General features: G+C 39.6%; 19 protein-coding genes. 13 read left to right on the forward strand and 6 right to left on the reverse strand.

Annotated features, from left to right (window positions below):
- Positions 1 to 101 precede the first annotated feature (101 nt).
- The 9 genes from pilM to Q0976_RS15425 all read left to right on the forward strand — a co-directional run bounded on the left by pilM (position 102) and on the right by Q0976_RS15425 (position 9,519).
- Positions 102 to 1,145 carry a type IV pilus assembly protein PilM gene (gene pilM, locus Q0976_RS15385; protein ID WP_299494824.1) on the forward strand — a complete coding sequence of 348 codons (1,044 nt, stop codon included), beginning with the start codon at positions 102 to 104 and terminating at the stop codon, positions 1,143 to 1,145.
- Positions 1,146 to 1,195: 50 nt separating this feature from the next.
- Positions 1,196 to 1,780, forward strand: coding sequence for a PilN domain-containing protein (locus Q0976_RS15390; protein ID WP_299494756.1), 585 nt, complete (start codon positions 1,196 to 1,198; stop codon positions 1,778 to 1,780).
- Positions 1,777 to 2,394 (forward strand): type 4a pilus biogenesis protein PilO, encoded by a 618-nt coding sequence (locus tag Q0976_RS15395; protein WP_299494757.1) that lies wholly within the window; start codon positions 1,777 to 1,779, stop codon positions 2,392 to 2,394. The genes Q0976_RS15390 and Q0976_RS15395 overlap by 4 nt, the downstream gene beginning before the upstream one ends.
- On the forward strand, positions 2,391 to 2,942 hold the full coding sequence (locus Q0976_RS15400; RefSeq protein ID WP_299494758.1) for a pilus assembly protein PilP: 552 nt from the start codon (positions 2,391 to 2,393) through the stop codon (positions 2,940 to 2,942). Before Q0976_RS15395 ends, Q0976_RS15400 begins: the two co-directional genes overlap by 4 nt.
- Before the next feature lie 39 nt (positions 2,943 to 2,981).
- Complete coding sequence (locus Q0976_RS15405) at positions 2,982 to 4,982, forward strand: type IV pilus secretin PilQ family protein (protein ID WP_299494759.1); 2,001 nt, start codon at positions 2,982 to 2,984, stop codon at positions 4,980 to 4,982.
- Positions 4,983 to 5,375: 393 nt separating this feature from the next.
- Positions 5,376 to 5,891, forward strand: a complete 516-nt coding sequence (gene aroK, locus Q0976_RS15410; protein WP_299494760.1) for a shikimate kinase AroK — start codon at positions 5,376 to 5,378, stop codon at positions 5,889 to 5,891.
- 3 nt (positions 5,892 to 5,894) lie between these two features.
- Positions 5,895 to 6,974 carry a 3-dehydroquinate synthase gene (gene aroB, locus Q0976_RS15415; protein WP_299494761.1) on the forward strand — a complete coding sequence of 360 codons (1,080 nt, stop codon included), beginning with the start codon at positions 5,895 to 5,897 and terminating at the stop codon, positions 6,972 to 6,974.
- Between the two features lie 18 nt (positions 6,975 to 6,992).
- On the forward strand, positions 6,993 to 8,585 hold the full coding sequence (locus Q0976_RS15420) for an ATP-binding protein (RefSeq protein ID WP_299494762.1): 1,593 nt from the start codon (positions 6,993 to 6,995) through the stop codon (positions 8,583 to 8,585).
- Positions 8,586 to 8,637: 52 nt separating this feature from the next.
- Positions 8,638 to 9,519, forward strand: a complete 882-nt coding sequence (locus Q0976_RS15425) for a Dam family site-specific DNA-(adenine-N6)-methyltransferase (RefSeq protein ID WP_299494763.1) — start codon at positions 8,638 to 8,640, stop codon at positions 9,517 to 9,519.
- Positions 9,520 to 9,554: 35 nt separating this feature from the next.
- Here the strand turns inward: Q0976_RS15425 and Q0976_RS15430 are convergent, their stop codons facing one another.
- Complete coding sequence (locus Q0976_RS15430) at positions 9,555 to 9,740, reverse strand: DUF2970 domain-containing protein (RefSeq protein WP_299494764.1); 186 nt, start codon at positions 9,738 to 9,740, stop codon at positions 9,555 to 9,557.
- Positions 9,734 to 10,087, reverse strand: a complete 354-nt coding sequence (locus Q0976_RS15435; protein WP_299494765.1) for a hypothetical protein — start codon at positions 10,085 to 10,087, stop codon at positions 9,734 to 9,736. Before Q0976_RS15435 ends, Q0976_RS15430 begins: the two co-directional genes overlap by 7 nt.
- Positions 10,088 to 10,246: 159 nt before the next feature.
- Between Q0976_RS15435 and rpe the strand changes: the two genes are divergently transcribed.
- From rpe to trpS, 3 genes are all read left to right on the forward strand, one after another.
- A complete protein-coding gene (rpe, locus tag Q0976_RS15440) occupies positions 10,247 to 10,927 on the forward strand; it encodes a ribulose-phosphate 3-epimerase (RefSeq protein WP_299494766.1) in 681 nt (226 codons plus the stop codon).
- A gap of 23 nt (positions 10,928 to 10,950) precedes the next feature.
- A complete protein-coding gene (locus Q0976_RS15445; RefSeq protein WP_299494825.1) occupies positions 10,951 to 11,619 on the forward strand; it encodes a phosphoglycolate phosphatase in 669 nt (222 codons plus the stop codon).
- A gap of 72 nt (positions 11,620 to 11,691) precedes the next feature.
- A complete protein-coding gene (gene trpS / locus Q0976_RS15450) occupies positions 11,692 to 12,702 on the forward strand; it encodes a tryptophan--tRNA ligase (protein WP_299494826.1) in 1,011 nt (336 codons plus the stop codon).
- Positions 12,703 to 12,762: 60 nt separating this feature from the next.
- On the opposite strand, the gene dolP is transcribed toward trpS, so the two are convergent.
- The 4 genes from dolP to Q0976_RS15470 all read right to left on the reverse strand — a co-directional run bounded on the left by dolP (position 12,763) and on the right by Q0976_RS15470 (position 16,442).
- Positions 12,763 to 13,329, reverse strand: coding sequence for a division/outer membrane stress-associated lipid-binding lipoprotein (gene dolP, locus Q0976_RS15455; RefSeq protein WP_299494767.1), 567 nt, complete (start codon positions 13,327 to 13,329; stop codon positions 12,763 to 12,765).
- A complete protein-coding gene (locus tag Q0976_RS15460) occupies positions 13,326 to 13,919 on the reverse strand; it encodes a phosphoheptose isomerase (RefSeq protein ID WP_298775560.1) in 594 nt (197 codons plus the stop codon). The genes dolP and Q0976_RS15460 overlap by 4 nt, the downstream gene beginning before the upstream one ends.
- Before the next feature lie 97 nt (positions 13,920 to 14,016).
- Complete coding sequence (locus tag Q0976_RS15465) at positions 14,017 to 14,352, reverse strand: YraN family protein (RefSeq protein WP_299494768.1); 336 nt, start codon at positions 14,350 to 14,352, stop codon at positions 14,017 to 14,019.
- 233 nt (positions 14,353 to 14,585) lie between these two features.
- A complete protein-coding gene (locus Q0976_RS15470) occupies positions 14,586 to 16,442 on the reverse strand; it encodes a penicillin-binding protein activator (RefSeq protein ID WP_299494769.1) in 1,857 nt (618 codons plus the stop codon).
- Positions 16,443 to 16,531: 89 nt separating this feature from the next.
- On the opposite strand from Q0976_RS15470, the gene rsmI reads away from it, so the two are divergent.
- Positions 16,532 to 17,386, forward strand: coding sequence for a 16S rRNA (cytidine(1402)-2'-O)-methyltransferase (gene rsmI / locus Q0976_RS15475; RefSeq protein WP_299494770.1), 855 nt, complete (start codon positions 16,532 to 16,534; stop codon positions 17,384 to 17,386).
- Positions 17,387 to 17,579 lie beyond the last annotated feature (193 nt).

Below are 17,579 nucleotides of genomic sequence, written 5' to 3' on the forward strand. Positions count from 1 at the left end.
GAGTAATGAACACTATGTTATCTCAACAATGGTTTTCAAATGAATGGTTTTCAAAAGTGGTTTGGTCAAAATTTCAAACTTGGTTGCATTCTGCTCCCTTAATGGTAGGGATAGATATAGGCTCTCATGAAGTTAAAGCTATTTTATTAAGCAAAAAAGAGCAGGATTATCACATAGTACGTCATGCGGCTATTCCTTTAGTTAAAGGGGCGGTGGTTGACAGAGAAATAAAAGATTTAAAGACCCTGGTGGATGTTTTGAGTCTTATTAAGCGCACTTTACCTAAAAATATTAAATTTGCTGCCGTGGCAATATCCGGTTCTGCGGTGATTAACAAGGTGATTGAAATGGATGCTTCTTTAACGGAAGCTGAAATGGAAGCGCAAATAGAACTTGAAGCAGAAAGCCTTATTCCTTATCCACTTAATGAAATTAGTATCGATTTTGAATTATTGGAAAATGAAGAGCTGGAAGATGGCAATGTCGACGTACTGTTAAGTGCCTGCAGAACCGATACGATAGACAGCCGAGTGGATGCGTTAGATGATGTTAATTTAGAAGTGAAGGTGGTGGATATTGAAGGGTATGCCTTAGGTCGAACGTTTGAATTTATTAAGCATCAGTTGCCTGATGATGGCCATGGGCATGTCACGGCTATGATTGATATTGGTGCCAATATGCTTACGCTTGCGATGATTGAGTCAGGGGAAACGGTATTTGTACGAAGCCAAGATACGGGGGGAGAGGCTTATACTCAAGGAATTATGTCAACGTATAATCTGACGTTTGATAAGGCTGAAAAGTCAAAAGTCCTAGGAGAGCTGCCTGAATCCTATCAAGAAGATGTTTTATTTCCGTTTCAAACGCAACTATTACAAAAAATTAGACATATTTTACAGCTGTACTATACGGTGAGTGAACGAGAGCGTATTGATAATATTGTGCTGTGTGGTGGCTGCGCCAATATTGATGGCTTGGCGGATAGAATTAAAAATGATTTGAATATTGAAACATTGATTGCTGATCCTTTGATTGGGCACTTGGTCGCCTCTCCTCCAATTAAAAAGCAACTGCAATCACACATGCCGAAGTACATGCTGGCTTTTGGTTTAGCATTGAGAAGTTATGGTAAGTGGCCTATTTAATTTTGTGTTGATGGGGACGGAATGACATAAGGGAACCATATAAGGGAACTATGGCAAACATTAATTTATTACCTTGGCGGGAAGAAGCGAGAGAACAGCGAAAAAAAGAGTATATTCGAGTACTTTTACTGGTGTTTTTAGTCTCTGTTTTGGTGAGCTATCTCTCATTAATGGTTGTTAATGGGTTAATTTCAGAGCAAGAAGAGCGTAATGATTATTTACTTTCTGAAATTAACTTTCTTGATGAGCAAATTGGAGAAATTCAATCAATTCGTGTACGTAAAAAAGATATTGAGCGGCGTACTGATATTATTTTGAATCTTCAACAAGCTCGAAATTTGCCTACACGGGTACTGGATGAGTTAGTGAAAGTGGTGCCTGCGGGAGTGTATTTATCCAGCATTAAAAAAAATGGCTCTGCATTGTTGATTGAAGGGCGAAGTGAATCAAATAACCATGTGGCTAATATGATGCGAAAAGTAAAAGCGTCACAATGGTTACACGATCCGAATATGCAATTGATTGCAGTGCATGATGAAGCCTCTAGGCAATTGCAGCGCTTTATTTTACAAGTGTCAGTTGTGAATGCGGCTGCAAGTGATGATAAGAAGAGTACTTCTAAGGATCGCCAATGAGGATTGATCTTGATCAGTTTAAAGATGTCGATTTTGAAAATGTTGGCAATTGGCCAAAGGCTGTGAAGGTGTTTTTTGCAATACTTGTGATGATGCTTGTGTGTATTGTTAGTTATTTTTTAGTGATTTCCAATGCGACTCATCAATTAGATTCTATGCAAAAAAAAGAAGAGAATTTAAAAGCATCATTTAAAAATAAATATCAGCTTGCCGCCAATTTAGCACATTACCGAGAACAACTGGCATTAATGGAAGTGCAATTTTCTGAGTTATTAAAGATGTTACCTTCAGAAAATGAAATGCCAGGCTTGATTGACGATGTGACATTTGTGGCAACAGATTCTGGGCTGAGCATTAAGAGTCTGGAGTGGGGCGGAGAATTACAACAAGATTTTTATATTGAATTTCCAATTAAAATCTCTGTGAGTGGGGATTATCACGAGTTGGGGTATTTTGTCAGTGGGGTAGCGAAATTGCCTCGTATTGTTAGTTTACATGATTTTACCTTGAAGAAAGGTGGCTCTAAAGTGCTTGAAATGGAGATGTTAGCAAAAACCTATCGTTTTAAAGAAGGGGCTAACACCCAAGATAAGCAAAAGAAGGCTAAAAAATGATAAAAACAAAGTCACTGACTCTGTGTAGTGTGTGTGCATTATTGTTTAATATTGCTTGTAGTGATAAGACAGATTTAGAGCAATTTGTTCAGCAAACTAAGCAGCAACATACCGCTCATATTGCGCCTTTAAAAGCAACGCCAGAGTTTGAACATTTTGATTATTCAGGCAAGGGAATGCGGAGTCCTTATGTGTTGCCTGTGCGTAAACTCACCGAAGAAGTGATTGATACCACAAAAGACTGTTTGCAGCCTGAATTACATCGTCAAAAAGCGCATCTTGAAACCTATGCGCTAGATAATTTAAAAATGCGAGGGACCTTAACGGATCCCCATGTTGATAAACAGCCGAAAATTTGGGCCTTGATAGAAAGTCATGATGGCAAAGTTCATCGATTATCGATTGGGGATCACTTAGGACTCTATCATGGACAAATTGCCGTGATCACAGAAAAAAGTATTGAGATCATTGAACTCATTCCTGATGGTGGAGGATGTTGGACACATAGAAGTAGTCATTTGACGTTGGTGGATGAAAAACCCCTATAACAAAATCAAAGAAAAACCATTTTCAGGGAAAGAATAATTATGATAAATAAAGGTTTTTTTTACATCTTCATTTTATTTTTATTGAGTTCTAGCGCGGTAGGAGCTGATAGAAATCGCTTAGTGGAGGTTAAATATCACAATCAACTTGTTCATCAATTTGTATTAGAGTTGATTTTTGAATCTGCTTTAGCAGCTGAGCCTAAAACGCAATTGCAAGCCAATCCCGCTCAAATTCTGTTGCGTTTTGATAATAGTGTGTCTGCTTTAAATAAAAATGAGTGGGTTATTAATCAAATGGGAGTGGCTTTTATTAAAGCCGTAGAGCATGGCAGTATGCTCGATATTATTATCGATTTAAACAAGGTAAAAGCTTTTAACCCCTTGATTGAAGGGAATCGCTATCAACTTATTATTAGTGATGAAACAATGGCGATGGCAAGTCAGTCGCATTTTATTAATAAAGTAGAAAAGATAGACTTTAAAAGAACCGATAGTGGCGGTGGAGAAGTCGATATTTACTTTAGTAATAGCCATATAGCATCCAACTTGAATAAGTTGGGCGCGCAGCTTGAGCTGCAATTATATAATACAGATATTGATACTGATTTAGTTTATACCTTAGATGTTAAAGATTTTGTAACGCCAGTGATGAATGTTGAAACCTTTAAAGATGCGGATATGACGCGCTTTATGATTAAAGTAGCAGGCAATTATCGTCATCGCTTGCAGCAAGAAGGGCGTCTATTAAAGGTTATTATTGACGAGGACGTGAACCCGGGGATCGGAAGTGAATCGAAAAAATATACAGGGCGCACCTTATCATTAAATTTTCAAAATATCGCTGTTAATAAGGTGCTGCAAATTATTGCTGATTATAATAATTTTAATTTGGTGACAACCGATACTGTTAAAGGTGATATAACTTTACATTTAGATGATGTGCCTTGGGATCAAGCATTAGATTTGATACTGCAAACAAAGGGACTTGATAAGCGCATTGAAGGGAATATTTTATTGGTTGCACCCAGTGAAGAAATTGCGTTACGGGAAAGCCAGCAACTAAAAAATAAACAAGATATTATTCAATTATCGACGCTTTATTCTGAATATATTCAAATTAATTATGCTAAAGCTAGCGATATTGCTGTGTTATTAAAAAATGGGACATCCAGTTTAATGTCTCCAAGGGGCAGTGTTGCTGTTGATGAGCGAACCAATACATTGCTTATTAAAGATACTGAGGACAGTTTGAATAACATTCACCGTTTAGTGGAGGTGCTTGATATTCCAATTAAACAAGTGTTAATTGAATCTCGTGTCGTGACGGTTCGGGATAATGTGAGTGAAGATTTAGGGATCCGCTGGGGGATCACTGATGAGCAAGGTGATGCAGGAACGTCAGGAACGATTGCTGGAGCAGAAAAAATTACCAATGGTGAAGTGCCACCTATTGCAGAGCGATTAAATGTGAACTTACCGGCCAATCCTGTCGGCCTCAATCCAACCAGTATTGCTTTTCATGTGGCTAAGCTTACCGATGGTACGATTTTAGATTTAGAGCTGACTGCATTAGAGCAAGAAGATAAGGCCGAAATTATTTCAAGTCCTCGGCTGACGACATCTAATCAGAAAGCCGCTTATATCGAGCAAGGTGTTGAGATTCCCTATGAGGAGTCAACATCCAGTGGTGCAACATCCGTGACTTATAAAAAAGCCGTTTTATCGCTAAGTGTGACTCCACAAATAACCCCTGATAACAGGGTCATTCTAGATTTAGCGATAACCAATGATACGCCTAGCTTCGATACAGAAGGAGGACTGACAATTGATACACAACGTATTGGCACACAGGTGTTGGTTAACCATGGTGAAACCATTGTATTAGGTGGCATTTACCAAAAAAGCATGATTAATAGTTCGAGTCGAGTGCCTATTTTAGGTGATATTCCTTACTTAGGTTTTCTTTTTAGAAATAGCTCTAAAAGCAATGAGCGGCGTGAATTGCTCATTTTTGTGACTCCTAAAATTATTGCGGAGTAAAAAGAATAGAATTAGGTCTTTTATCGTATTGAAAGACCTTTGTGCTTGAGTATAATTCGAGCGATTGACTTTGATTACTTTTAGGGGCGTATCTTATTGTTTATCGCACTTAAGGCTAATATTTTTCTTAAAGTGCTATTCTTTACAATTTGTATGTGTTTGGAGTTTCCTCTTCTTATATAAATTTACTTGCAGTAACGCGTTGATTTTAAAGTATTCAACAAGAATACTTTAAAGATTTTGAAGAGAATTTAATTTCACCACTTGCCATTAAGCCTATTTAACTGAGATAATCAGTGGTCAAGTCTCAAGCGAGCAAGGTAACATTTAAGGTCGATTTTATTTTTCAAATCGATGTAGGCAAACTTCATATAAGATTCAGACGTATAAGAAATGGCCGAAAAACGTAATATTTTTCTAGTAGGACCTATGGGCGCTGGTAAAAGCACCATTGGTCGACATCTAGCGCAGATGCTGCACTTAGAGTTCCACGATTCAGATCAAGAGATTGAAAGCCGCACTGGTGCGGATATAGCGTGGGTTTTTGATGTCGAAGGCGAAGATGGTTTTCGCATTCGTGAAACACAAGTCGTCGCTGACTTAACTGAAAAGCAAGGAATTGTATTAGCGACCGGAGGCGGCTCAATCCAAAGCAAGGAGATCAGAAATAATCTGTCTGCTCGCGGGATAGTCGTATACTTGGAAACAACAATCGATAAGCAAGTTGCGCGTACTCAGCGCGATAAGCGTCGTCCGTTGTTACAAGTAGAAGATCCAAGAGAAGTTTTAGAGAATTTAGCTGCGATCCGTAATCCACTTTACGAAGAAATTGCTGATGTTATCGTGAAAACCGATGAACAAAGTGCAAAAGTTGTCGCAAATCAAATTATTGATCAGCTAGGTTTTTAAATCATGACAAAACAAATTCAGGTTGAGCTTGGTAAGCGTAGTTACTCGATAGTGATTGACCGGAATTTGATGAGTAATGGTGAGTGTATTGCTCACCATCTCGAAAATAAAAAAGTCTTGATTGTGACTAATTCGACAATCGCGCCCTTGTATCTTGAGAAAATACAAACTTTGTTGGTCCATTCTTCGCTCGTTGAGCCGGTTATTTTACCGGATGGTGAGCAATATAAGACATTGGCACAAATGGACGCGATTTTTACTTCCCTGCTACAACAAAATTTAGGCCGGGATACGGTATTAATTGCGTTGGGGGGCGGTGTGATTGGTGACATGACGGGTTTTGCTGCGGCTTGTTATCAGCGCGGTGTCGATTTTATCCAAATTCCAACCACTTTGTTAGCACAAGTTGATTCTTCTGTTGGTGGCAAGACAGCTGTTAATCATGCTTTAGGTAAGAATATGATTGGTGCTTTTTACCAACCTAAATTAGTACTGATTGATACTGACTGTTTGACTACACTGCCTGCTAAAGAGTTTGCGGCAGGAATGGCTGAGGTGATTAAGTACGGCATTATTTGGGATCAAACTTTTTTTGTTTGGCTTGAGCGTCATATTGAGAAATTAAAACGTCTTGATGATGAATCGCTTAAATATGCTATTGGTCGTTGCTGTGAAATTAAGGCTGAAGTCGTTGCATTGGATGAAACTGAGCAGGCTGTGCGTGCTTTGTTAAATTTAGGGCATACTTTTGGTCATGCGATTGAAGCTGAGATGGGTTATGGTGTTTGGTTACACGGCGAAGCGGTTGCTGCTGGAACCCTATTAGCAGCAAAAACGGCTGTGAAAATGGGACTTATTCAAGAGAATGATCTTGAAAGAATTCGTGCATTATTCATCGCTTTTGATTTACCTGTTGAGGCACCAGATTCAATGACTTTTTCACATTTTATTGAGCATATGCAGCGTGATAAAAAAGTGAAACAAGGTAAAATTCGATTAGTGTTACCTACTGCTATTGGCCAAGCTGGCATTTATAGTGACGTGAGTGAAGCCATATTGAGAGAGGTAATTGGCGGCGCATAACTTGAATATGGATGACAAGTGACACCATCAGAGTCAATATTATTACCTAGCCAAGAAGCCTTGTTATTGAGGCTGCAGCATATTAGTTTATATGGCGAGCAGCTAATCCTGTTAATGGGGGAACAAGGCTCCGGCAAAACGACATTGGTAACAACACTTCTTGATACATTGGATGAGCATAGCCTTGCTTTAGTGACTTGCCCGAAGCATTGTGATAGTCATGAAATCCGTCGAAAAATTCTGATTCAACTGCTTAAAGAACCTATTTTTGATGATGAGTTAACCTTATCTGAGAGTTTATTACAAGTTGTTGATTCATTGCCTGAGTCAGTGTGTATTGTCATTGATGATGCGGACAATATGCCTACAGAAATGTGGGGTGAGTGCTTAGCACTTAGTCAATTAACACTTGCCAATACCGCCATCAGTCTTGTTTGTACTTCCGATAACCATTTTTTGTCTTTTATCACTGAACAATTGTCTTTGGTACAAGCCGAATATTTATTGCCGATCAGTATTCCTCCCTTGTCTTTAATTGAAAGGCAGTCTTTATATGAGGCTTTCTTATCCGCTAATGGACAGAAGACGTTTATGGATGCCGATAGTTTGTATGACAAATTATCAGAGCAGTCGGGCACGCCAGAGGAAGTATTGGTTTTATTTGAGCTTTCGCTACAGAATGTGCCGACGTCAACAGCCGCCGATCCTCAGACGTATATGAGAGTGATGCCTAAATGGGTGAGCTTGATTTTAGTCGTGGTTGTTTTGAGTGTCGTGACAATAACAGGAGTTGGGTTATGGATGCTAAAATTGCCCATTGATGGCCAAGTGAATAAGGCTCACTTACTCAATAAGACACAAGATTCATTACATGATGATACGGTCATGCTAATAACGGTGGAACATCAAAAAAACAAGCTTACTGCCTCAAGAAAGGATGCTGCTGTGACCTCAAGTGCGGTATCGGTTTCAGAGGTGAGTGAGCCTCAAGTCAAAGCGGTTATTGAACAGGATAAAAGTATTGAGGAAACAGCCGATGCTCAGGTCGCAACTCCATCCAATGTTCAAGCTTTTAGTGTTTCCTCTCCCAGTCAATTTGCAACCCAAGCACGGGAAAAAGAAGAACAGAGCTCCGGTGTTATTGAACAGACGCCTTCATTGAAACCCGTTACTGTGAATAAAATCGCTATGCCACGAGATAGCGATAGAAATCAAGTTGAGAAATCCATCTCAGTAGCGACAAATAAAAACAGTCTGCAGGTTGAAAAAACAGCAGTTGATGCTGCCAAAGTGCAACCGCCGATAGTTTGGCCAACTTTATTGAGTGTTAGGCCAACACAAGGTTATACGTTGCAATTGGCTAATGTGACTAAGATAGAGACACTTTATCGTTTATTAACAAAGATTAAGGGCGTTGAGGGCTTGAGAATTGCCCGATATCAACAAGGTTGGTTAGTCTTAGTGGGTGAGTTTGATAAAAAAGAATTTGCAAATAAAAAGTCTGCATATCTAATTGAAAAATATAAAATTAATAAGCCATGGGTACGTCGTTGGGCCGGTTTGAGTGAATATCAACTACAAGTCAGTGTTCCAAGTCGTGAAATTCAGTAATAAAGAGAGTACAATCATGTGCTTCTTTTTTTAGGGTATTCAGTCAATTTAAATGAGCAAAAAACAAAGAGCCTTTCTAAAGTGGGCTGGTGGAAAATTTAAACTGATTGAAGCTTTATCTCAATACCTGCCAAAAGGTAATAGATTGGTTGAGCCTTTTGTTGGGGCGGGGTCCGTATTTCTAAATACTGATTTTGATAGCTATCTATTGTGTGATATTAATCAAGATTTGATTAATCTTTATAAGATTGTTCAGCAAGATCCAGAAGCGTATATTAGTGCTGCAAAAGCTTTATTTGTTGATGAGATGAATAATGAAACCGCTTATTATCAAATCCGTGAACGTTTTAATCAAAGCCGCGATCCTTTTGAGCGTTCAGTATATTTTTTATATATGAATCGATTTGGCTTCAACGGCTTGTGTCGCTATAACCGTAAAGGTGGTTTTAATGTGCCTTTTGGTTCTTACAAGAAACCTTATTTTCCAGAACAAGAGATCCGCGCTTTCTCAATCAAATCACAAAAAGCCGAATTTCGGTGTGTGGGTTATGAGGAAGCCATGAACATGACACGCAAAGGTGATGTGGTATATTGCGATCCGCCTTATGCGCCTTTATCGACAACAGCCAGTTTTACGACTTATGTGGGGGCTGGATTTAGTTTGGATGATCAAGCTATATTGGCAAAAATGTCCCGACATACAGCAATAGATAGAGGGATCTCGGTGTTAATCAGTAATCATGATATTCCGTTAACTCGTGAGCTTTATCATGGTGCGAAACTTGCCCATGTTCAAGTGCAGCGCAATATTAGCCAAAAAGGCAGTGCTCGTAAAAAAGTGGATGAGTTATTTGCTTTATACGATGATGCTTATCATGCAGAGGCTACTGAGCTAACGCCGAAAAAGCGTTTCAAATCGAAAAAGAAAAAATAAAAAAACCTCGCATTTGCGAGGTTTTTTATTGATTTTTATCCTAATACTTGGGTGACGATAAAGAGTAAGCTACCGACAAATATGATCGCAATGAACACCCCCATAATGATAAAGGGGACAATGGACTTTGTTTGAAAATCGCGTACGCGATTTTGCTCGGATTGCACACCAAAAAAAGCGGCAAGTGTGCTGATCAGTAGGTGCCAGAAATTTTTTAACATAAATGTAGGCTCTGATGGCTATTGATTGAAGTCACTTGGCTCAAAGGAATACGGTTGTTACCGTGCAGCAATTCCAAAAAGTCGATAAAATGTAGCTGATTAGTAAGACTATTACCCGTTAACCAATTTAACCAAGTTAATGTTTGAGCTGTTTTACAATGGTTTTGTACTTGGCCGTGCGGTAAATGTTTACTGGATACTTCTGTTTGCGATGCACAATAACGACTGGGTGACATAAGGGTCGATATACTTGTTGAACTGAGTATGAATATCGTTATGCCTAAAGTGCAACTCATGAAAAAAATGGTGATTTTCATGTTTAAAAACTTTTTAAGCTTCCTTAACATGGTATTTCCTTCGTTGCCTTCCTTTGCGAGGCATCAGTATAACAAATTGAAAATCGATTAAAACATAATTGTAACAAAAAAAGTATTTTAAAAAGTAGTGTCTCTATGGGGTTAAGGGGTAAAATAGCTTACTTCTTACACATGACCATGAGTTTGACTATGCGCCCATTTTTAATTGCCCCCTCTATTCTTTCTGCCGATTTTGCTCGCTTGGGCAGTGATGTTGATGCTGTATTGACGGCGGGAGCCGATGTGGTTCATTTTGATGTGATGGATAATCATTATGTTCCTAATTTAACCGTGGGGCCTATGATTTGCCAAGCGCTGCGGGATTACGGTATTACCGCTGATATTGATGTGCACTTAATGGTGAAGCCCGTTGATCGTATTATTCCTGATTTTGCAAAAGCAGGTGCATCCATTATTACGTTTCATCCTGAAGCGTCTGAGCACATTGATCGTAGTTTACAATTAATTAAAGAATCGGGTTGCAAAGCGGGCTTAGTCTTTAATCCTGCTACACCTCTGCATTACCTCGATCATGTGATGGATAAAGTTGATGTGATTTTATTAATGTCAGTGAATCCAGGTTTTGGGGGGCAATCTTTCATTCCTTCCACTTTAGATAAATTACGTCAAGTGCGTCGTCTTATTGATGCGAGTGGTTATGACATTCGCCTTGAAGTGGATGGTGGGGTGAAAGTGGATAATATTGCTGACATTGCTCGTGCTGGTGCGGACATGTTTGTGGCGGGATCAGCGATTTTTAATCAGCCGGATTATAAAGCTGTCATTGATTCAATGCGTCAAGAATTAGCGTCTGTCACGCAAGAAAAGTAGGTGTGCTGAATATGAGTGAACCAATAACGGGCAAAGTCAAAGCCGTTGCTTTTGATTTAGATGGTACGCTAGTTGATAGTGCATCTGATCTAACGGTGGCGGTACAAGATTGCTTAGCTGAATTTGGCTTGCCCTTGTGCAGTGAGGCACAAGTTCGTTCATGGATAGGTAACGGGGCTGAAGTCCTTATGCAAAGAGCACTGACTCTTTCGGCTGGGGACGCATATAGTCAGGCACACTGTCAGAAAATGATGCCCAGATTTAAATGGCATTATCAGCAAAACTTACAGAAACATAGCCAATTGTATGATGATGTATTAATGGTGTTAAAGCGTTTGCATGAGGCTGATATTCGTTTGGCAATTGTGACTAATAAGCCTTATGATTTTACGATCCCGTTATTGAAAGGATTTGGTTTGAGTGACTATTTTTCATCTGTATTAGGGGGTGACTCACTTGCCGAAATGAAACCACACCCGCTTCCTTTGCAACATTTATTGAAACTTTGGGATTTGAAGCCCAATGAGCTAGTGATGGTTGGCGATTCTAAAAATGATATTCTTGCGGCAAAAGCGGCGGGGGTCGGCGCAATTGGCTTGACCTATGGATACAATTACGGTGAAGATATTAGTTTGAGTGACCCGAATGCGGTATGTCATCAATTACGTGATATTATACCCGTGATACTGTAATTTTGTAATTTTTAATTGATGCATCGAGTCTTTACATTGTTTACTTGATGCACTTATGGAGTAATGAAGAAAATGACCACGTCACAGCCTAAACCTATCGTACTGAGTGGGGCACAACCCTCAGGTGAGTTAACCTTAGGTAATTATATGGGCGCATTACGCCAGTGGGTAGCGATGCAAGATAGCCATGATTGCTTGTATTGTGTGGTTGACTTGCATGCCATTACAGTACGTCAAGATCCTAAATTATTGCGTGAAGCCTGTCTTGATACCTTAGCTTTGTATTTAGCTTGCGGTGTTGATCCGAAAAAAAGTACGGTTTTTATTCAGTCTCAAGTGCCTCAGCACACTCAATTAGGCTGGGCATTAAATTGTTATGCTCAAATGGGTGAGCTCAATAGGATGACCCAGTTTAAAGATAAATCTCAGAAACATGCCAGTAATATCAATGTGGGCTTATTTGGTTATCCAGTATTGATGGCAGCAGATATTTTGCTGTATCAAGCGAATGAAGTGCCTGTAGGGCAAGATCAAAAGCAGCATCTTGAATTGACCCGAGATATCGCAACTCGATTCAATAATGCTTACGGGGATACTTTTACCATACCTGAGCCTTTTATTCCCGAATTAGGGGCCAAAGTGATGTCTTTACAAGAGCCGCTGAAGAAGATGTCTAAATCGGATGATAATCGTAATAACGTCATTGGTTTGCTTGAAGATCCCAAGAAAATCATGAAAAAAATCAAAAAAGCCATGACAGACAGTGAAGAGCCACCAGTAGTCCGTTTTGATGTTGAAAATAAGCCTGGGGTATCGAATCTTTTAAGCTTAATGTCAGGCGTGACAGGTCAAAGTATTGCGTCGTTAGAAAGTGAGTTTGAAGGCAAGATGTATGGGCACTTAAAAGGCGCAACAGGTGAAGCGGTGGTGAGTATGATAGAACCATTGCAAGCGCGATATAATGAATTTAGAGCCGATCAAACCCTACTGAACCAAATTATGCATGAAGGTGCTGAAAAGGCACAAGCACGTGCCGAAGTTACTCTGAAAAAGGTGTATGAAAAAATAGGTTTATTAGTGTAACGGGCTTTAAGTGGAATAAAAAACCTGCATATGCAGGTTTTTTATTGTTTATTGCTTTGATTAATTCACATAATCAAAGACTTTAATTACTTTTCGAACGCCTGAGGTATTGCGAGCGACTTCTACCGCGAGATCCGCTTGTTCTTTGGCAACATAGCCGATAAGAAAAACTTCTCCGTTTTCAGTAACAACTTTTATGTTGGTCATATCTAAGTTTTGCTCACCGAGCATACGGCCTTTGACTTTTGTCGTGATCCAAGTGTCATTACTTCGTGTGGTAAAAGACGTTGGGTTACCAATACGAATTTGATTATGAATTTTCCCGCCTAAATTCAGCTTATTAACAACGCTAATGGCTTTATTTCTTAACATTGAATTGGGTGCTTGACCAATTAAGAGTACATTGTTATTCAAGACGACGGCAGAAATATTTGCTTGATTTTTTAAGTCTGGTTGGGAAGAAAGCGCACTGGCGATATTGAAGTTAGCATTGGTATCATCCAGTTGTGTACTGACAGGACGCTCATCATTGGCGACCATAGCGCCGCTGACGGCACCAGCGACGAGGGCGCCTGCACAGCCTTGCAATAAAAAAAGCGGCAAAATTAATGGGAGCCAAGCTCTCACTGCTGTTCATCCTGTGGGAATAGGGTTCTGTCTATGTTGTCACAAAGGCAATGAATGGCTAATAAATGAACTTCTTGAATGCGGGCTGTGACATTGGAAGGCACGCGAATTTCAACATCATTAACACTAAGTAACCCTGCCATAGGCCCACCGTCTTTGCCTGTTAGGGCGACAATCGTCATATCTCGACTCAGTGCAGCTTCAATGGCCTTAATAACGTTTCCTGAGTGACCACTGGTAGAGATAGCTAATAGAATGTCTCCAGGTTGCCCTAAAGCTAAAATTTGTTTTGAAAACACTTCATCATAACTGTAATCATTGGCAATAGCCGTTAAGGTAGAGCTATCTGTTGTGAGGGCAATAGCAGGAAGAGGGGGGCGTTCAACTTCATAGCGATTAAGTAATTCAGCTGAAAAATGTTGCGCATCACCAGCACTGCCACCATTACCACAGGCTAAGATTTTATTACCACCGAGTAAACAATTAACCATCATTTCTGCGGCTTTGGCAATGGACTCAGGTAAGGCTTCAGAAGCATCAATTTTGGTTTGAATGGATTCGGTAAAGCTATGTTTAATACGGTCTAACATGGATAAATCCTTAACGATTGTTTGCGTAATGGCTATATGAACACTTCATTTTATGGGCAACCCCATAGCTGATCGTTGAACATAAGCGACGATAAAATTAAAATGCATCGCGGATCCATTGAATGTTGTTCGGATCCATAGCGATAAAATCAAATCGACAAGTTGCATCTATTTGGTTTAATTGTAAGTAATGGCTAGCAGCACGCTTTATACGATGTTGCTGCCTTTGACTTAACGCATTCATTGCACCACCAAAATGTAAATCTGAACGATATTTTACTTCAACAAATACCCAAACAGTACCTTCTTTCATGATTATGTCTATTTCACCAAATTTGAAACGAACATTTCTCGCAACTAAATGTAAGCCTTGTTGTTGCAAATAGATAATGGCTGTTTGTTCACTTGCTTGTCCATGACAACCTTTAAGCACACTAATATCCTGAAGTGACTCTCTATGACGTTGAGTATATACCCAAAATGCGACATTATGCGAGGTCTAGCCACTTTGAGAGCCTCTCGTTTTATTTGCTTAGAAGATATTGTTTGTCATGCTTCAAATTAGGTTAAGCAAGTTGTGTTATTGCTATGCAATTTATTGTATGAGCAATAACACGTCTTTACTTTTCACAAAAAATAATACATTTTTACTTTTTTAGTCCTGATTCATTTTGATGGTAATGGTTTTAAATTACCTCTTTGGTAACGGCCCCAACTTAATTGTCTATTGATTATACCTTTGTCGTTAACCGATAAGGTGCCGCTTAAGCCATTTAATTGATAGCCAGGTAATGCTCTCATTTGAGCCAGTTTATCGACAAGATCAACAGCATCATAACCCATACTATAAAGTCGTTTTTGACTGTTGCTCCAAGTGGGCCACAATTGACTCACCGTTCGAGTATCTGAGTCTGGGCGAATAAGCCAAGGAATATCACTGATCGTCAGGTTATTTAATTCTTCATCGGCTTCTCTGCCACCATCTTTTAAATGACTTCGGCTACTGGCGTACAAAGGGACTGGCTGAGCAAAAACACTGAAATTGACATCAATAAAAGGTTTTAATAAGGCCAGATCATGGCTTGCTGATAACATGTAAATGGCATCAATATCACGTCGAGAGCGAAAATCGGCTTTGAGTGATAAATTGAGGACGCGTTTTAGAGCGGCAATACGCTCCTTACTGTCAATGACACCTAATGCTTTTTGTACCGTGACCTTCATTTTATCACCCGCATCATAATAGTGAATTTCTGCGGGGGTGTGAGTCAATGCTTGCCAAGTTTTGTTAAAACTATCAGCCATGTTATGACCCATTTTGTCATTACTAGCTAATATTAATGGGATTTTTATACCGTCTTTAAATAACCGATTAGCGGCATCATTGGCTTCGTCACTAGGTGATAAGGCAAAATAAAAGGTATCTTTATTGGAAGAGGGATTTTTAGCCGTATTTAAAAACAGCTGTGGAATGATTTTTTCATTATTGCCTGTAGCTTGCTTTATAGAAGCGTCATTTGTCTGTAATGCTGCGACAGAGTTTGGCAGTAATGGGCCAATAATAAATTCAGCACCTGCCGCGACGGCTTTGTTATAAGCGGCTTTGGGATCTTGTGCGGTATCATAAAAAGTGAATGTCACATCTTTATCATTTTGGGTTAAATAACTGGACATAATGCCTTGTTTTACTGGGTTGGCAATATTGGCTCTGGCTCCAGTTAAGGGCAATAATACTGCAATATTTCTCGGCCTGTAAGGTTTGGCATTCAGTGCATTTTCAAGATCCGTAGGCAGTTTACGGGTTGCAGGATGGGATGGGTTTTGTTGTTGCCAGCGACTTAATTGACTCACTAACTGGTTTGGATCAACAGCATAACGCTTGGTTAAATAGGCGAGTTGTAACCAGCCTGCAAAAATAGAATCGTCACTATCGGTGGAGAAACGTTTCAGTGTTTCTTCTGAAAGAGGTTGTAGGGTTCGCCAAATCGTGTCATTGACTTCATTCGCTTGTGATGTGGGTAAATATTGACTGAGATAACTTAATTGGCGTACTTCCTCTATGGGCTGATTACGCTCTTGATAAAGCTGTGCTTTTAACTGGTAATAACTGACCCATTGCCATTTTGCCAGCTGCCAATTGGCTGGATAATTTAATACTTTAATGGCTTCACCATAGCGGGACTGCATTTTCAGAACTCTGGCTGTGAGATATTGATACTCGGCTTGAAGTTCATTAATGGGTAATAATGTGGCCTTCATAGAGTTCAGTAATTGTTCTGCCGTACTGTCATCTCCTGAATTAATCATGGCATGAGCGGCTAATAACAAGTAACGTTGACGCAGTTGCTGATTTTTTTCTGCTTTGGCTTTCGCTAAGTATTGCGCCGATGTTAAAGGGGCGCTGATTAAAGAAATGCTAGTCGATTCAGTCTTTACCGGGCCGGTTGGGGTTGCACAACCGAACAAAACTGCCGATAACACAGCGATAGAAATTAATTTAGTTGTCTTCAGGCTTTTTAACACAGGTCTTTACTCTGGTAAGATGCTGCCAGTAGTTTAACCTTCTCTTACGCTTGACGAAAGTCTTGTTGAAAATCTATACAGAGGTAGATATGGGCCTATCGGTCGCACTTTACATTGTTCCAACGCCAATAGGTAACTTAGAAGACCTAAGTTCTCGAGCAATAACAGTACTTAAGCAAGTTTCATTGATAGCATGTGAAGATACTAGACACAGTGGTAAATTATTAAGTCATTTTAGTATTGAGACAAAAAAAATGGCCTTACATGATCATAATGAACGTGATAGGGCTCAAGGGATCATACAAAAATTATCCAATGGCGAGTCTGTTGCGCTGATTTCAGATGCGGGAACGCCTCTCATTTCTGATCCAGGCTATCATTTAGTGTCTCAAGTGCGTGCTGCTGGATTTGATGTGAGTCCTTTGCCTGGACCTTGCGCTGCAATCACGGCGTTGAGTGCATCGGGCTTGCCTTCTGACAGGTTTTCTTTTGAAGGCTTTTTACCTTCAAAAGAAAAAGGTCGAGTGGATAAATTAACGGCGCTAAAAGAAGATCCACGCACGCTTATTTTCTATGAGTCTCCTCATCGAATTTTACACAGTTTAACATCCATTTCGGCTGTGTTTGGCGATGAACGGCAAGTGGTCATGGCAAGAGAAGTGACCAAAGTGTTTGAAACTTTTCTGTCAGGCACGGTAGCGGAAGTATTAGCGAAAGTGAGCCAAGACAGCAATCAGCAAAAAGGAGAAATTGTCCTTATGTGCCATGGTTTCCGTCAGGTTAAAATAGAAGGTGATGAGCAAGCTATTCCTGCTAAGGTAATGCAAACATTAACCTTATTAAATGAAGAGCTGCCTTTAAAGAAAGCGGCAGCGATTACTGCAGAGATTTATGGATTGAAGAAAAATGCACTGTATAAACATGGCTTAGCATCAGGTTTATAATTGCATTGCTTATAACAGTATCATTTGAACGCTGTGACTTGCATTAAGATTGGACTTTTAGAATGACTAGGCTCGATGTTTAGCTGACCATCAAGGTCGTTCATTCACATCCATGTGATCACGACATTTGTTCATCCTTAAACATTAGATGATGGAAATGTCATTTATGCGGGCGCTATTAATGATCTTGTCT

Origin of the sequence: uncultured Shewanella sp. (genome assembly GCF_947501665.1) — a bacterium.
Taxonomy (GTDB): domain Bacteria; phylum Pseudomonadota; class Gammaproteobacteria; order Enterobacterales; family Shewanellaceae; genus Shewanella.

Excerpts from the sequence above, each read along its gene's own strand:
- Q0976_RS15390 (WP_299494756.1), top strand. The coding sequence starts at position 1,196 with ATGGCAAACATTAATTTATTACCTTGGCGGGAAGAAGCGAGAGAACAG.
- Q0976_RS15435 (WP_299494765.1), bottom strand. The coding sequence starts at position 10,087 with ATGTTAAGGAAGCTTAAAAAGTTTTTAAACATGAAAATCACCATTTTT.
- rpe (WP_299494766.1), top strand. The coding sequence starts at position 10,247 with ATGCGCCCATTTTTAATTGCCCCCTCTATTCTTTCTGCCGATTTTGCT.
- rsmI (WP_299494770.1), top strand. The coding sequence starts at position 16,532 with ATGGGCCTATCGGTCGCACTTTACATTGTTCCAACGCCAATAGGTAAC.
- Q0976_RS15425 (WP_299494763.1), top strand. The coding sequence starts at position 8,638 with ATGAGCAAAAAACAAAGAGCCTTTCTAAAGTGGGCTGGTGGAAAATTT.
- aroK (WP_299494760.1), top strand. The coding sequence starts at position 5,376 with ATGGCCGAAAAACGTAATATTTTTCTAGTAGGACCTATGGGCGCTGGT.
- Q0976_RS15430 (WP_299494764.1), bottom strand. The coding sequence starts at position 9,740 with ATGTTAAAAAATTTCTGGCACCTACTGATCAGCACACTTGCCGCTTTT.
- Q0976_RS15460 (WP_298775560.1), bottom strand. The coding sequence starts at position 13,919 with ATGTTAGACCGTATTAAACATAGCTTTACCGAATCCATTCAAACCAAA.
- Q0976_RS15395 (WP_299494757.1), top strand. The coding sequence starts at position 1,777 with ATGAGGATTGATCTTGATCAGTTTAAAGATGTCGATTTTGAAAATGTT.
- aroB (WP_299494761.1), top strand. The coding sequence starts at position 5,895 with ATGACAAAACAAATTCAGGTTGAGCTTGGTAAGCGTAGTTACTCGATA.
- Q0976_RS15400 (WP_299494758.1), top strand. The coding sequence starts at position 2,391 with ATGATAAAAACAAAGTCACTGACTCTGTGTAGTGTGTGTGCATTATTG.
- Q0976_RS15405 (WP_299494759.1), top strand. The coding sequence starts at position 2,982 with ATGATAAATAAAGGTTTTTTTTACATCTTCATTTTATTTTTATTGAGT.
- trpS (WP_299494826.1), top strand. The coding sequence starts at position 11,692 with ATGACCACGTCACAGCCTAAACCTATCGTACTGAGTGGGGCACAACCC.
- pilM (WP_299494824.1), top strand. The coding sequence starts at position 102 with ATGGTAGGGATAGATATAGGCTCTCATGAAGTTAAAGCTATTTTATTA.